12 protein-coding genes and 1 pseudogene are annotated in these 14,144 nt (G+C 53.4%); 6 read left to right on the plus strand and 7 right to left on the minus strand.

Annotation, left to right across the window (positions count from 1 at the left end):
• Window positions 1–18: 18 nt before the first annotated feature.
• The 6 genes and pseudogenes from U869_RS32585 to U869_RS0118960 all read left to right on the plus strand — a co-directional run.
• A pseudogene (locus U869_RS32585) lies at window positions 19–732 on the plus strand (fimbria/pilus outer membrane usher protein); the annotation flags it as partial.
• A gap of 36 nt (window positions 733–768) precedes the next feature.
• Window positions 769–1,020: a FimD/PapC C-terminal domain-containing protein gene (locus U869_RS32590; RefSeq protein WP_232785379.1), complete on the plus strand. Its 252-nt coding sequence runs from the start codon at window positions 769–771 to the stop codon at window positions 1,018–1,020.
• Between the two features lie 28 nt (window positions 1,021–1,048).
• Entirely contained in the window at window positions 1,049–2,164 is a 1,116-nt protein-coding gene (locus U869_RS0118945; RefSeq protein ID WP_157834744.1) for a fimbrial protein, read from the plus strand.
• A 13-nt stretch (window positions 2,165–2,177) separates the two neighbouring features.
• Complete coding sequence (locus tag U869_RS0118950) at window positions 2,178–2,720, plus strand: fimbrial protein (protein ID WP_025119633.1); 543 nt, start codon at window positions 2,178–2,180, stop codon at window positions 2,718–2,720.
• Window positions 2,721–2,864: 144 nt separating this feature from the next.
• Window positions 2,865–3,422, plus strand: coding sequence for a YbhB/YbcL family Raf kinase inhibitor-like protein (locus tag U869_RS0118955; protein ID WP_025119634.1), 558 nt, complete (start codon window positions 2,865–2,867; stop codon window positions 3,420–3,422).
• Window positions 3,423–3,537: 115 nt separating this feature from the next.
• On the plus strand, window positions 3,538–4,347 hold the full coding sequence (locus U869_RS0118960) for a helix-turn-helix transcriptional regulator (RefSeq protein ID WP_025119635.1): 810 nt from the start codon (window positions 3,538–3,540) through the stop codon (window positions 4,345–4,347).
• A 7-nt stretch (window positions 4,348–4,354) separates the two neighbouring features.
• On the opposite strand, the gene speD is transcribed toward U869_RS0118960, so the two are convergent.
• The 7 genes from speD to fepB all read right to left on the minus strand — a co-directional run bounded on the left by speD (window position 4,355) and on the right by fepB (window position 13,996).
• Window positions 4,355–5,137: an adenosylmethionine decarboxylase gene (gene speD / locus U869_RS0118965; protein ID WP_025119636.1), complete on the minus strand. Its 783-nt coding sequence runs from the start codon at window positions 5,135–5,137 to the stop codon at window positions 4,355–4,357.
• A 23-nt stretch (window positions 5,138–5,160) separates the two neighbouring features.
• Window positions 5,161–6,303 carry a YncE family protein gene (locus U869_RS0118970; protein WP_025119637.1) on the minus strand — a complete coding sequence of 381 codons (1,143 nt, stop codon included), beginning with the start codon at window positions 6,301–6,303 and terminating at the stop codon, window positions 5,161–5,163.
• Window positions 6,300–8,510, minus strand: coding sequence for a condensation domain-containing protein (locus U869_RS0118975; RefSeq protein WP_025119638.1), 2,211 nt, complete (start codon window positions 8,508–8,510; stop codon window positions 6,300–6,302). Before U869_RS0118975 ends, U869_RS0118970 begins: the two co-directional genes overlap by 4 nt.
• 225 nt (window positions 8,511–8,735) lie before the next feature.
• The gene (locus U869_RS0118980) at window positions 8,736–10,835 is read right to left on the minus strand and encodes a TonB-dependent receptor (protein ID WP_025119639.1); all 2,100 of its coding nucleotides are present in this window, start codon (window positions 10,833–10,835) and stop codon (window positions 8,736–8,738) included.
• 227 nt (window positions 10,836–11,062) lie between these two features.
• Window positions 11,063–12,049, minus strand: a complete 987-nt coding sequence (locus tag U869_RS0118985) for an iron chelate uptake ABC transporter family permease subunit (protein ID WP_025119640.1) — start codon at window positions 12,047–12,049, stop codon at window positions 11,063–11,065.
• Window positions 12,046–13,041: an iron ABC transporter permease gene (locus U869_RS0118990; protein ID WP_025119641.1), complete on the minus strand. Its 996-nt coding sequence runs from the start codon at window positions 13,039–13,041 to the stop codon at window positions 12,046–12,048. Before U869_RS0118990 ends, U869_RS0118985 begins: the two co-directional genes overlap by 4 nt.
• A gap of 1 nt (window position 13,042) precedes the next feature.
• Complete coding sequence (gene fepB, locus U869_RS0118995) at window positions 13,043–13,996, minus strand: Fe2+-enterobactin ABC transporter substrate-binding protein (RefSeq protein WP_025119642.1); 954 nt, start codon at window positions 13,994–13,996, stop codon at window positions 13,043–13,045.
• Between the last annotated feature and the right edge of the window lie 148 nt (window positions 13,997–14,144).

A 14,144-nucleotide genomic window follows, 5' to 3' on the forward strand; every position in this document is an offset into this window, starting at 1 on the left:
CCATTTATCGCGCGCGGCATCACCACGGGCAGCCAAGCCACTTACTGGCAGCAAAGTGGATCACAGCACAGCATGCAGATTGGCTATAGCAACTTCTGGCGCAATCTCAGCTACTCCCTTTCAGTCAACCGCACGCTGAGCAGCCGGAGCAATGAAAATTCAGGCAATACGGCGGGGGATCGGCGGGAAACCCAGTATGCACTGACTCTTTCGCTCCCATTAGGCTCTAGCCCCCAAGCGCCAACGCTCAGCATGACGGGAACCACTGACAGCAAAGGCAGTACGGGCCTTATCGGGATATAGGGCAATGCGGGTGAACAGAGCCAGTTCAATTATGGCGTCAGTGGCAGTCGTAACACGGCAGGCAATAGTAACGTCTTTAGCAGTAACGTAGGCTACCACGCCTCCTTTGCCAACATGGGTGCCTCCTTCAGCTCCAGCCAGGGTAGTCAACAGTTTTCTGGCAACCTGGATGGGGCCATCGTCGCCCACCGAGGTGGAATTACGCTGGGGCAAGCCCTCGGCGAAACCGGCGGTTTGGTACGAGCACCGGGAGCCAAAGGTGCTCGGGTCACCAGTGCTTCCGGGGTGCATATCGACCGTTTTGGCTATGCAATTGTACCTTACCTTCAGCCTTACCATCTCAATCAGGTGGATATCGACCCGAAAGGGAGTTCACAGAACGTGGAATTGCTGTCCACCAGTAACCAGGTTGCCCCGCGTGCGGGTGCGTTGGTGCTGCTGGATTATCAGACCAAACAGAGCGTGGTGACCTACATCAAGGCCAAACGGCCAGACGGAACCCCACTCCCCTTTGCGGCCAACGTCTATGACGGGCAGAACAATACTGTCGGCATCGTCGGCCAAGCCAGCCTGGTAATTGCCAACGATCTTGCTCAGACGGGTGTGTTACAGGTGCGATGGGGTGACACCCAGGCAGAACATTGTGACATCCATTATTCGCTGCCACCCACATCGCCTGAAGAGAGCAAACAGGTGATCCAGGGCGTCTGCCAGTGACCGAATACCTACACTAATGAGAACCCAAATGGCACCAAGAATCGCCTCAGGAACCGTCACCACTCTGATGCTATGTTGCGCAATGTATGCACAGAATACGCTCGCAGCGGCGGGTTGCGACTGGGATAGCAGCTCAGCGGTCAATTCTCCGCTGGACACCCGTTTGACTATCGGAGGGTATATTACCGTGGGAGAAGATCTGCCCATCGGCAGCGTGGTCTATTCCCAGCGCATCCAGACCAATGGCAACGGTGCCAAACTGCTGTGCCGTATCGGCGTTTACGATCTGGTCAGCACCTTAACCAGCGCTCCGCATGGTCAATCCAGCTATCGTGATGCCACCTTCCCCATCGTATTCAATACCAGTATTTCCGGCATTGGGGTGGCGCTGTGGCAAGGCACGCCTGATGGCAGCGGCGGCTCCCGCCTGTTTAATCCAGGCCGACTCACATCCTATCTTTCGAGCAGCAGCAACAACGTCATCAATCTAACCAACCAAGACGATGCCACGATCAGCTTTAACGTGGCCTTTATCAAGACCGCCGCCAACATCGGTAGCGGTTCCATTGGTAGCAGTGACTTACCCAAATTCCAAACGTCCTTCGACGGTAATGGTGAGAGCTTTGTTTATCAACGCACCGCTATCGTTGGCAACCTGACGGCAATCCCGGCCACCTGCAACGTGGGCAGCAATTATTACCTGCCACTTGGGGAACACTTCCCCGATGAGTTCAACGGTATTGGCAGCACGGCAGGCAGTGCCGAGACCCAGATTGTGCTGTCGGGTTGCCCCGCTTTCTACGGTTCAACTTCTTACGGCGTGTTCAAACCCAACGTTATCAGCCTCAGGCTGACGCCACGTAACGGATTTGTCGATGCCGAGCAGGGGATCTCGCAGCTCAATACCGAAGCCGGTGATGCCGCCTCTGGAGTCGGTGTCCAACTAAGTTTGCAGCAGGAGAACGGCAACTACCAACGGGCCAAATTCAACCATGACATCAATCTGGCCAATTACATTAGTTTCCTTGAGGAGCGTGGCGGTGATTACCACCTGGGTGTCAAGGCGACCTACGTGCAAACCTCAGCCCTAATCCGGGCAGGTAAGGCCGATGCCCAAATCGAATTTATGATCACTTACCAATGACCGGGAGCGGAGCATGAAGATAACCACTACGCTGGGCCTATTTGCTCTGCTGACGCTGATTGGCGGCGGGCAACACGCAGAGGCCGCCTCCACTGGAGTACTAAACGTGACTGGTTCCATCAAGATCGCCACCTGTTACTTCGACAGCGTCGAGGGACAAGACCATAAAGACTACGATTGGGCGATGCCAACGGTTTCTGTGGGGAACTTGCATACTGCGGGGATGGCTCATGGCCGGTCACAAGGCAGCATCTCGATTGGCGGCGTGCATTGTACCAACGGGTATACCCCCTATATCACGCTGGCCAACGGGGCGACGGTCAGTGCCGATAGCGGCAATCTGCTCAATACGCTGAATGGCGAGGCCGAAAACGTCGAAATCAGGCTGCTGATGAACGACAGTCCGTTGGATTTACGCACCAGTCCGCGCGTTGGCTGTGCAGTGATTGTCAATAATCAGAGCCAGTGTGATATCAGCTACGAATATTATGCGACAGGACGCGCAACGCCCGGCAAAGTGAAAAGCGCAATACGGTTTGATATCACTTATGACTGACTCCTCTGCGCTATTCGGCAATATTGGCGCAGAATGAAAACATGAATGAATAGAGCGAAAACTTGACGGTTTTGTGGGTAACTCAGGTTTGCCTGACTCGATATGATGTATAGCTCTTGCATATCAGCAACCTGGAGAGCTTCAATGCACCCTTTAGCCATCAAACTGGCCTTACCCTTCATCATGTTTGCCTGCACATCGGCCATGGCGGACGCATTTAAATTATCAAGCACGGACATTAGCCATGGCAAAGAGATGAGCCAGTCGCAAGAATTTCAGGGATTTGGCTGTGATGGCAAGAATCTTTCACCACAGCTATCCTGGTCTGGGGCTCCTCAAGGAACCGCAGCCTTTGCCGTTTTCGCCTATGATCCCGATGCACCAACAGGCAGCGGCTGGTGGCATTGGCAGGTCGTCAATATCCCGAAAGACGTTACCAGCCTGCCTACGGGAGCCGGTAATGTGAGTAAGCCCGTATTGCCTGTCGGCAGTAGCCAGATGAATAACGATTTCGGTCAACGAGGATTCGGTGGGGCCTGCCCTCCTGAAAAGCACGGCATGCATCGCTACCAGTTTACGATCTACGCGCTGTCCCAAAAAGTACAGCTGCCAGAAAATGCCTCCGGCGCATTGACGGGTTATATGGTTCACGCTCATACACTGGGCTCAAGCACGATTGAAGCCTTGTATAAACGTGATTGATAGACTTATCATTTAAATATTAAGTAGTTATACTTTAAATCTCGCGCTCACTGGTGGTTATACGTTGTGAGCATTTGGAAAAGCGGTAGTCAGGGGGAGTGTTCAGGTGAAGGTAATGGACGATATCATGCGCCTTATCCAGCAACACCAGTCGACCGATCTGGACCTCCCTTATTTTGTTTATTCGTCAACTTATGAACAGAATATTTTAAACATTCCGGTCGCCAAACCGTTGCTAATCTTTGTGATTAGTGGTGAAAAGAAAATTGGCAGAGATTTAGAATTAACCTGCCAGACGGGCAGCTTTATTTTTCTGTCGGATAACCCTTCCGTCCACATGCGGAACATCCCGAACAAAAAGAAATACATCGCCATCGTTATCGAGTTTAATCATCATGACTTCGCAGGGCTGCCCATAAGTCACACTGACCACAAGATTGACTGCTTGGTGGGTAAGACAACCGATGAAATAGAGCATTGCTTGCGGCAATTCATCGAAATATCAGCCTGGGCTCCACAGAGTATTGTGTCATCAAGAAAAAAAGAGCTCTTGCTGTTGCTTTACCATCTGGGTCACCAAGACGTTGCCCTCATGGTGGGAAGGCCCAAGGTCAGTCTTAAAATACATGAGCTGCTCATCAAACGTGATTTTCATGAGGTGACGACAGATAAAATATGCGCCACCCTGGCAATGAGCGAGTCGACGCTACGCCGCAAACTGAAAGCAGAAAATACCTCCATCAAGGAAATCAAAGACAGGGCGCGATTAGGCCTTGGCCTGCATCTGTTACAAACCACAGAGCAATCCATCAACTTGATCGCGGAACAGTGTGGATACCTGTCTCAATCACGTTTTACTCAGAATTTTAAGCAGCGTTTTGGCTTAACCCCCACGGAGCTGAGAAGAACCAAAAGGTTGGCTTGAACTTATCCTACGGCATCTGCGGGATGTTCTTGCCAGAGTAAATTTCCCTCATCTCTTTGCACAACAGATTGGTGATCCTTTGCTGCTTTGCCTTGCTGAAGGCTTCCGGCCGGACGTTGAACAGGTAATGGTTCAAGTCGAACGCTTTCATCAACATCTTGGTATGGAAGATATTTTCCTGATAAACGTTGACATCCACCAAGTGGTATAACGACTTTATCTCTGCCGAGATGAAATTTTGGATCGAATTGATCTCATGATCGATGTAATGCTTTACGCCATTCACATCCCGGGTAAAACCTCTGATCAGATAATCTATCGTGACAATATCCGACTCTAACTGATGGATCAGGTAGTCAAGGGCCTTCAGTGGCGAAATTACCCCGCAGGTTGAAACTTCAATATCGGCGCGAAAGGTGCAAATCCCACTGCCAGGATGACTTTCCGGGTAGGTGTGTACGCAGATATGGCTTTTGTCCAAATGCGCCACGACGGAGTCTGACTGGGGTGCCTTAACGCTGCTTTGGCCAATAGGCTCCTCACTGGCGAGGATCGCCACGCTGGCACCTTGGGGTTCATAGTCCTGATGAGCAATATTCAGCACATTGGCACCAATCAGCGAACAGGTTTCGACCAGGAGCTCAGTCAGCCGGTTGGCATTGTATTGCTCGTCTATATAGGCAATATAGCTGTCGCGCTCTGCCACCGTTTCAGCGTAACAAATATCGTAGATACAAAAACTCAGGCTTTTGGTCAGATTATTGAATCCATGCAGCTTTAACCCAGGCAATTTACTTTACCTCCCTTGTCCCTTCACTCGCGCAATGACATACGGGCAACACATTCCGGCAGCCCTGCCTTAATCATCGTTTCATCGTTTTTAACGGTAATAAACAGGCTCTGTTTATCTCCATCAAATGCCAGGCTATTGGGATGCGGGGCCATCGCTACGGTCTGGACCAGGTGATAATTGGCAGTATCAAACACCGTAAGCGTCCCTTCACCTTTCTCGACGCGAATCCCCTTGCGATTGGCGACGTAAAGCCTTTGCCGCTCGCTATCCCACACCAGGCCGATCGGTACTTCATCCGTTGCCATACGCGCGATAACCTCGCCACTCTCCGCATTCAGAACGAAAACCTGATGACCCGCGCTGCGAGCAATATAATCTCGTGCCAGATGGTTGTTGCGCCAATCACTGCGGTCAATGCCCTGATCGACGCCAAAGATGCGGTTTTGCTGCGGGTCATAGACCATATTCAATAACTGATCGACGTCGATCTCCTTGCGGGAAACGATCTCCAGACTATCTGGATCAACGACAAACAGTTGGCCCTGCATGTTAGAGACAAAGACACGACGCCCGGTTTCGTCCAGCGTAATCCCCACCACGTTATAACCGAAACCGTGAATGATTTTCTCCAGCCTGCGCTTACGCGTATCCACCACAAACAGCACGCTATCGATACCTAGCCCCAGCCCCGGCAAGAACAACCGCTCGCTGCGCGGATCGAAAACCAGCTCCCGCAGCTTCCAGGGAAAGCCTTCGCTCACGCCAAAGCGCTCCAACTCTCGCATCAAGAACGCCTGCCGCGCTCCGACAATTCCCTCCCGTTGGTACAGGTCATGGAAAGTAATCTCCTCCATCAGCGGAATGGTCGCAATGAGCCGATTGGCAGCGATATCCACCACGGCGGCGGTACCGTTGAACCCTTGTGACAGGTAAAGATGCCCACGGCGATCGTCCAGGGCTACGCCAAACCCTTTGACCGGTAACGGGATCGTTACCTCAACGGTCAAGGTCTGCGGGTTGATCCGCAGTATGCTGGATTGCCCTTCATCCTCCCAATCGGGAGAGCTGACAAATAACGCCTGTTGCGAGGCGCTATAAACCAGCTCTACCAACGTTTTGGCCGGGTAGATACGTTGAATATCGGTCAACTGCGGCTGTTTCATAGCATGCTCCTGTTATGGCGTAGCGCAGCAAGACATACCGGCGGTTGGCCCACCGAGCTGGCCATAACGCCAAACAACTGACGCGTCGTTTGGATGATTTGTTGCACCTGCGCGTATGAATAGCGATCGGTGCGATAACTCATCATGACACGCACGGCAGATTCACCGTCGATCTGCTCTTCCATCACCTCAAACTGCAACCCCAGCACCGACTCTGTCTTTGCGGGATCGATCTGGCGGAAGCGGACCAACTGACCATCGGCCAAGCTAAAAGCCCCATTGAGCTTATTTTTGGCATGGAGTTGAATGAAGACCTCAAACATATGGCTGTCAGGCGGTGCGTTGTCACCAAACAGCCCTTCTTCCACCAGATCGATCGGAATGTCGGTAAACGGCATCGAATCATTTATCTGCCGTTTTACATCATCGATCAGCGCATCGAGCGTGGTGTCATCGGCAAAAACGATGCGATGGGCGACCACGGTGGTGAAGTACCCGATGGTATCGAAAAACTGCGCGTCATTGCGTCCAGAGGCAGAAGTGCCAATGACCAGTTCCTTCGCGCCGCCAAGCAGGTGCAACGCCGCAGCAATCCCGCTGTAAACCACGTTAAACAGCGACGCGCCCTGCTGTTTGGCCAGGCGGTAAAGCCCATAGGAAATCGCATGTTCAAGCTTGAACTCGACCCAATTACCGCTGAGATCCGACAGGGTGGTTTGCTCAGTGGTTGAGAAAATCGGTGCCGCTGGCGGTGCGTTGCGCAGACGTTCCAACCAGAAGGCAAGATGGCGATCGTTAAACCCGGCTTGCTGCTGTTGGATCGCGAAGGCGTGGAAGGGGACGGGAATCTGCTGCCACTGCGGAGCTAAGCCGGCGGAGCGGCTGGCCATCGCCTGAGCCAGCTCATCCATCAGGATATTCACCGACCACTCGTCCAACACGATATGGTGGAACAGCAGCGAAACCACCTGTTGGTGATTTTCTTCATCTCTCAAGAAGGTGATGCGTACCGGTAATTCATCGTCTAGCGCAAAGTGGTGTTCAGCGGCGCGCTGTAACGCGTCACGCAGCGGAATACCCTGCGGCTGCGAGTGCCAGAACCATTCATACTGAGACAGCATTTCCGCGGGGATAACCTGCTGATAAACCTCATCGGAGATAGCGACAAACAGGGTGCGCAGGGCCGGATGGCGCAGCAAAATATCCTGAAAAGCCAGGAAGAACAGCCCTTCATCAATCGGATCGATAAAGCGTAGAGCAAAGGGGATGTTGAAGGCCTCGCCGCAACCAAGCGCCCGATAGATTTTCCACAAGGAGCGTTGCGCCAGCGATAAAGGAGCCTGCGGGCTTAGCGAGGCCAAACTCTCCGTTGGCTTAGCCGATGAAGCAGGCAAAGGATTAGCGATGCGGGCGTAATGCGCCAGTTGAGCCGCGCTGGGGTGGCTGAAGAGGTCGTTAATATTGATCTCAAGCTGATGCTGGCTCTTCAGGCGGCCAATAACGCGTGTGGCAATCAACGAGTGCCCGCCGAAATCGAAGAAGTCATCATTTTCTCCCATCGTAGGCGCTGCGAGCGCCTCCTGAAAAGCGTGCAGGATATGTTGTCGTATCTCACCCTCTGACGGTAATGCGAGCGGAGTAATAATGATGTCTTCCAAATGCAGCGACGGTGTTAAATCGAGGCTTGACGAACGGCTCTTCAGTGGCACAGATGCTGTTGGGGTAACCTGCTGCTGATACAGTGCACTGACGGTATGCAGGATATCTTGCCAACTCAGCGTCGCAGACAAAATGCGATGCACCGCAATCCCCAATACGCCTTCCCTATCGGCGCGAAACAGCATAAAACGCAGCGGTGGCGCTTGCTCCAGATCGAAAGGCGTTTCTTTGGTGTGCAGCAGAGCACCAATGGCTTCCCGAGGATAGTGGATTGTCTGAATTGCCACCGGAGGCTGTGAGCGCGGCTGGTTGTAGCGCACCAGTCCGTTATCACTATAAACATAACGGGCATTTGCTCCGGGCAATTGCCGTTGGCTTTGTTCCAGAGCGCGGATCAATCGCTCATAATCCACGGCACCGGTTAACTGCCAGGCCTGCACCTGTTGGCCCTCTCCATGCAGTTGTTGCTGATGTTCGAACCAGGCCTGCTGTTCGAAATCGCTGACCGCCTCTTCATCACCGGTAAATTCGCTAACAATACTGTTCATATTCTTCTCCCAGGGCAAAAGCCTGCTTCACCAGCCATTGGCGCTAAATAACTGTGTTTAATATCGCTACACCCCAAACCCGAGACAGGCGGGGAGCATGCAGGTTAGCCGACCGTTGAGCGCAGGGATGCGCGATTTCGAGCCTCCATGGACGGATTTACGGCGTGTCGGCGTTCTGCATGCTCCCCACCTGTAGCACTATTAAGTGCAGCTATTTAGATAGCCTTAGAAATCCAATTGAACGACAGCACCCACCAGGCGCGGCCGCTGAATAACCGCCGTCGAAACGTCGTTATTCATCACCATGATGCGTTTGTCCGAATCAAACAGGTTTTGCGCAAACACGCTGACGCGTCCTTGCTTGAAGGTGTAAGCCAACTGCATATTGGCAATCGCTTTGGAGGGGATTTTCCCGCGTTGATCGTTGTCGTATTGGGAATAATAGGTATCGGAATACGTCACGTTGCCGCTTAATTCCAACCCGGGCATAAGATTATATTTCGCCCCCATATTGGCGGTGACTGCTGGAGCGCGCGGTAATTCATGCCCATCGATCCTGCTGTCGGAGAATTTCTTGATTTTGGTTTTTAATAACCCCACCGAGCTATTCAACTCAAAATTCCCCGTCGGTTTCCAGATAGCCCCAAGCTCAGCGCCATAGGTTTCGACCTTATCTGCATTGCGGATCATCATTGAACTCATGTTGGAGTCCAGATAATACGGCAACTGCATGTCTTTGTAGTCGTTATAGAACAGGTTGGTGATGATCTCGATATCAAGATCCCTGATGCCATGGCGGCTATACAGCTCATAGTTCCAGACATATTCGGGATCGTAGGTATAGTTGATCAACGGCGCGGAAAACGTCATCCCAGCACCACCGCCGTTATAGCCGCGGGCCACTTTGGCGCCAAAGGTTTGTCGCGATGAAGGCTTCCACGCGACATCCAGTTTGGGCAGGAACACATCCCAGGTTTCATCGAAATCGACCTTACGCGCCTTGCCGCCTTTGCGTTGACGGTGCTCTCTCTCCACCCGGCTGGCGACGGTAATATCAATATGGGGTAACGCAGCCCAGGTCATTTCACCAAAGGCGGCGTAGGTATCTGTTTTATCCTTGAACGGGCTACCGCCTGGAAACAGGTTCACAAACTCATCCTGTGAGGCATGGAAGTAACGGGCACCAACCAGACCGCGCCAACGATCGTTTGGTGTACCAAACAGCACCAGCGGCTCTACTTGCCACTCTTTCCCTTCAATGTCGGCCCACGGCAGCGTTTCGACGGTGCGGCGATGGTTATTAAAATCAGTATAAATCAGCTTGTTCTGGACGCTTAACTGCTCCGAAGGCTCCCAGGCGATATCCCAGATACCACTGGTGGATTGGGTCTCAATAACCGGGCGACGCCGGTCAAAACGGGCACTGACATGGTTGGCCGGGCTTAACGCTTCATTCTGCGGCGCTTGGCTCTCATAGTGATTTATCGCAAGCTTGGTGGTGAGATCGCGCAGCCCGGCCGGGTTGTACAACAGCTTTCCACGGACGTTGGTCACTTCGATTTCACGCGGATTACCCACCGGATCGTAGGAGATCAGATCGACAAAACTCTCACGCCGCTGGCGATCGGCGCTCAGACGAAACGCCAGTTGATCCTCAACAATCGGTCCCGATAGCATGGCGGAAGTTTGAGTCGTGTCCTGATTACCGCCCCCGGCCCTGACCGCCGACGTCCAGTCAAACGTCGGATCCTTGCTGCTCATCACCACGGCACCAGCAATCGCGTTGCGCCCCTGAATGTAGTTCTGCGGCCCTCGATAGACTTCGACCCGTTCCATATCCCACAGGGATTGCGGCCCGACGGCCAGTTCGTTGTAGGTAAGGGAACGCCCATCCAATGAGAGGTTCATGCGTGGCCGCGTACCGCTCAGGAAGGCGTTGGCACCATTGGCTGGCCCTGAGCCATCAATGCCACGAATGGTTGGGATATCGTTGCCAATACCGGTATCCACGACGTTGACCGTCATTTTTAATAAGTCAGACACCTGCGCTGCACCGGGCAGAGAATCGATCCTCACATCATCAAATACCTCAATACTTGAGCTGGTATCGTAAATAGTGCGCCTTACTTTTTCGCCGGTGACAATAATGGTGTCTGGCTCGTTATTCTCACTGCGTATTGGGGGGGCATCGGCAGCAATAGCCTCTGCGGCAACAAAGACACATAACCCCAGAACGGCAGAGGGAATATCATATTTTTCAGTAATACGGTGAGGCAGGTTACCTAGTGGAGCCGAGATTTTCTTATCACCCTTTAGTTCGCTCATTGATTTCTCCTTTGCCAAATGCGCACTAAATTTTTAGTTTTTCAACTGAGCGACAAAGAACACACTGCTTAATAGCTGGCCTTTACGGCCTTATTATTCGTCATCGACTGGCATTTCCCGAGGTACGTCAACCAGAAGGCAAACACATTTATAATCACAAACGATAATCATTTACAAAATTGAATGCAAACCAATTTGATCAAAAATGCGACAAACATCCCCAAGCCTTAACGGGGGCCACCGCGCAGCAACAGAACCAATAAATATCCACCACCTATCACCCCAGTCATTAATCCAACCGGCATCGTCAGCCCTGATGGCTGTATCTGAGCGGCAATGTCAGCCCCTAACAGTAGGCATCCGCCCACCAGCCCCGCGCTGACCACCGGCAGGTTTGGGCTACGTGTCAGGCGCATTGCCAACTGTGGTGCCATGAGTGCGATAAAAGCGATTGGCCCCGCAGCACTGGTTGCCACCGCAGCCAGGATCACCCCACAAAACGTCATGACCTTACGGATCAGCTGTACACGTACCCCCAGTTGGTTGGCAACCTCATCCCCCATTCTTATGATGTTCTGCTCCCTGGCACACATCAGCACCACCGGCAATAACAACGCAATGCTGGTAGCCACCGGGATAACGTGCAGCCAGTTTCGTCCCTGAGTGGTCCCCGCCAGCCATAGCGTAGCCATCACGGCATTATCAATATCGCCCTTAACCAACAACAGGCCATTCAAGGCACTGAGTACCGCGCCGACGCCAATGCCCATCAATATCAGGCGGTATCCCTTTACCACACCGCGATGGTGGGCTAACCAGTAGACCAACAGTGATGTTGCCAACCCCCCGACCACTGCCGACAACACAATCGCTATAGCGTTACCGTTGAGCAGTACAATCTGCACAATCGCACCGGTTGCCGCACCGGTGGTAAAGCCGATAACGTCTGGCGACCCAAGCGCATTACGCGATACCGACTGAAAAATCGCCCCAGAAATGCCCAAAGCGCAGCCCACTAAAATCGCGGTCAACACACGCGGCAGGCGGATCGCTCTGACAATTTGCTGCGCCATGGGGTTGCCCTCCCCGCTTATGGCCTGCAAAACGCTCGATACCGGCAGCGTAAAGCGCCCTACCGTCAGCGCGAACATGGCAGCAACCAGCAGCAGAGAGACCAAAACCAGGCACACTAGCACCGCCCTGTTGGCGCTCATATCCGCTCCCCCTGCCAACGCTTCACCAACCACACAAAGCAGGGGCCACCGATCAACGCCACCATGATGCCAACGCTGACCTCACCGGGATAACCAATCACGCGTCCCAGAATATCGGCCAGCAACACTACCACGGCAGAAAACAACATGGCCCAGGGCAATAGCGCTCGATGCTGTGATCCGGCAACGGCACGGGCAAAGTGCGGCGCGGTCAGGCCAACAAAGACGACTGGCCCAGCGGCTGCCGTGGCCGCACCGGCCAGGATCACGATAATTAACGCGGACATCGCCAACAGCCAGCGTGGATTAACGCCGAGCGCCTGGCCGCTCTCCGAGCCGAGCGCCGCGATGTCCAACATTTTGCTGCCTGCCAGCGCCAGCAATAGACCCACGCCGACCAACATGGCAACCGGAAGCAGTACGTCGAATCCTCTTCCCTGTAACGAGCCAATCACCCAGTGCCGAAAGCGATCGAACGCCTGCGTGTCACTATTGATGATGACAAGCTGCGTCAGGCTAAGCAGCACAATGGTTAGCGCCGCCCCGGCCAACACAACCTTCACCGGATTATTGCCATCAATGCCACCAATCAGTAACACCGCAATGCTGACCAGCGCCGCACCAGCCATACCAAACCACATCGTGCTAAAGACATCCGTCACGTTAAACAGCCCAATCGACAGGACGATCGCCAATGTGGCACCGGCATTCACACCGAGTAAGCCAGGATCGGCCAGAGGGTTACGGGTAAGCGTCTGCATAATGACACCGGCCGCGCCAAGTGCCGCGCCAACCACCATCGCTAATAAGGTGCGCGGCAACCGCAGATAGCAAACCAGCAAATGCTCGCTATTGAGGGGATCAAACTGCGTAAGCGCCTGCCAAACCACCGCAGGAGCAATGGCACGAGCACCGAAATAGAGGCTGAAGAAGCCGAGAGCCAACAGCAAAACCAGGCCTGGGATCAGGCCAGCCTGTCGCCAAGCAAGCATTTCACCGCTCCTGCATTGGGGGGTTGGGAAAATGACGGACAATTTCTGCCACCATCTCACTGGCACTGTAGTAATCCACCCGGAACGCATGTGCACCCAAGCTGAAAACCCTGCGTTGTTGTACCGAAGGCAAACGCTGGAGCAGCGGGTCATGCAAAAATTCGTTGATCCTGACATCACCTGCGCTCAGCAGAAACGTGGTGCCAGCCGTTAACTGCGTCAGATTCTCATATTCGGCCCAGATAAAGTCACCGGAGCGGGTAAGATTGCTTTGCCATGCCGGATTGGGTGCTTCGATCGAAAACCCCAGCGACGCCAGTAAACGAGCATGGACGCTCTCGGGTGTCGCAATGGGGTTAACCGTTCCCGGGCCGTTAAAATTGATAATATTGGCTTGCCCGTCAGGAATGCGGATCTGCTGGCGGGCATTGGCAAGTCGCGCGTCAAAACCCGCAATACGTTGTTCAACCTGCGCCTCAAGGCCCAGCGCGGTTCCCAGCTCACGGGCCAACGCTTGCCAGGTCTGGTTGCCGTAATTGACGATAACCACCGGTGCAATAGCCCGTAACTCCGCCAGATGGGCAAAGGATGAATCCGCGCCATTGATTGAGACGATGATTAAATCAGGCGCTATGGCATAGACCTGCTCAAGATCGATGCTGCCAGCGGGCCAAATCTTGGCGATCTTCCGCTCTTCAGCCACCGCGGCCCACTGACCGAAGAATTGACCGTTCACCGCAGTCGCGCTGGCGACAACCGGCGCATCGATCGCCAGTAGCGTTCCGGTGACGCTGACGGAGGTAGAGAGGATACGCAAGGGAGGCGCCAGGATCTGGGTTACAGAACCCTCCGCGTTGTGAAACTCCCGTGGCCAGCCTTGCGCAAAGCTTTGGCTACAGGCCATAATCCAGGAAAATAGCAATAAAACCATCCATTTATCCAGTAAAAACCTCATCTGCTGCTTGCTCCTTGTGCATGACTCCGAAGTGCGATATCAACGACCGACGGCGTGAACCCATAGGCTTCACCTAACCTTACTCTGCTCAATGTATCGCCAACAACATAAAAGTAATAATTTTCATTCGCATTAAGGTTTGCTATAT

Origin of the sequence: Serratia sp. H1w (assembly GCF_000633355.1) — a bacterium.
Classification (GTDB): domain Bacteria; phylum Pseudomonadota; class Gammaproteobacteria; order Enterobacterales; family Enterobacteriaceae; genus Chania.

What these genes read in the sequence shown, in the direction of transcription:
- U869_RS0118945 (WP_157834744.1), top strand. Translation starts at nt 1,049, where the DNA reads ATGGCACCAAGAATCGCCTCAGGAACCGTCACCACTCTGATGCTATGT.
- U869_RS0118950 (WP_025119633.1), top strand. Translation starts at nt 2,178, where the DNA reads ATGAAGATAACCACTACGCTGGGCCTATTTGCTCTGCTGACGCTGATT.
- U869_RS0118955 (WP_025119634.1), top strand. Translation starts at nt 2,865, where the DNA reads ATGCACCCTTTAGCCATCAAACTGGCCTTACCCTTCATCATGTTTGCC.
- U869_RS0118960 (WP_025119635.1), top strand. Translation starts at nt 3,538, where the DNA reads ATGGACGATATCATGCGCCTTATCCAGCAACACCAGTCGACCGATCTG.
- U869_RS0118970 (WP_025119637.1), bottom strand. Translation starts at nt 6,303, where the DNA reads ATGAAACAGCCGCAGTTGACCGATATTCAACGTATCTACCCGGCCAAA.
- U869_RS0118975 (WP_025119638.1), bottom strand. Translation starts at nt 8,510, where the DNA reads ATGAACAGTATTGTTAGCGAATTTACCGGTGATGAAGAGGCGGTCAGC.
- U869_RS0118980 (WP_025119639.1), bottom strand. Translation starts at nt 10,835, where the DNA reads ATGAGCGAACTAAAGGGTGATAAGAAAATCTCGGCTCCACTAGGTAAC.
- U869_RS0118985 (WP_025119640.1), bottom strand. Translation starts at nt 12,049, where the DNA reads ATGAGCGCCAACAGGGCGGTGCTAGTGTGCCTGGTTTTGGTCTCTCTG.
- U869_RS0118990 (WP_025119641.1), bottom strand. Translation starts at nt 13,041, where the DNA reads ATGCTTGCTTGGCGACAGGCTGGCCTGATCCCAGGCCTGGTTTTGCTG.
- fepB (WP_025119642.1), bottom strand. Translation starts at nt 13,996, where the DNA reads ATGAGGTTTTTACTGGATAAATGGATGGTTTTATTGCTATTTTCCTGG.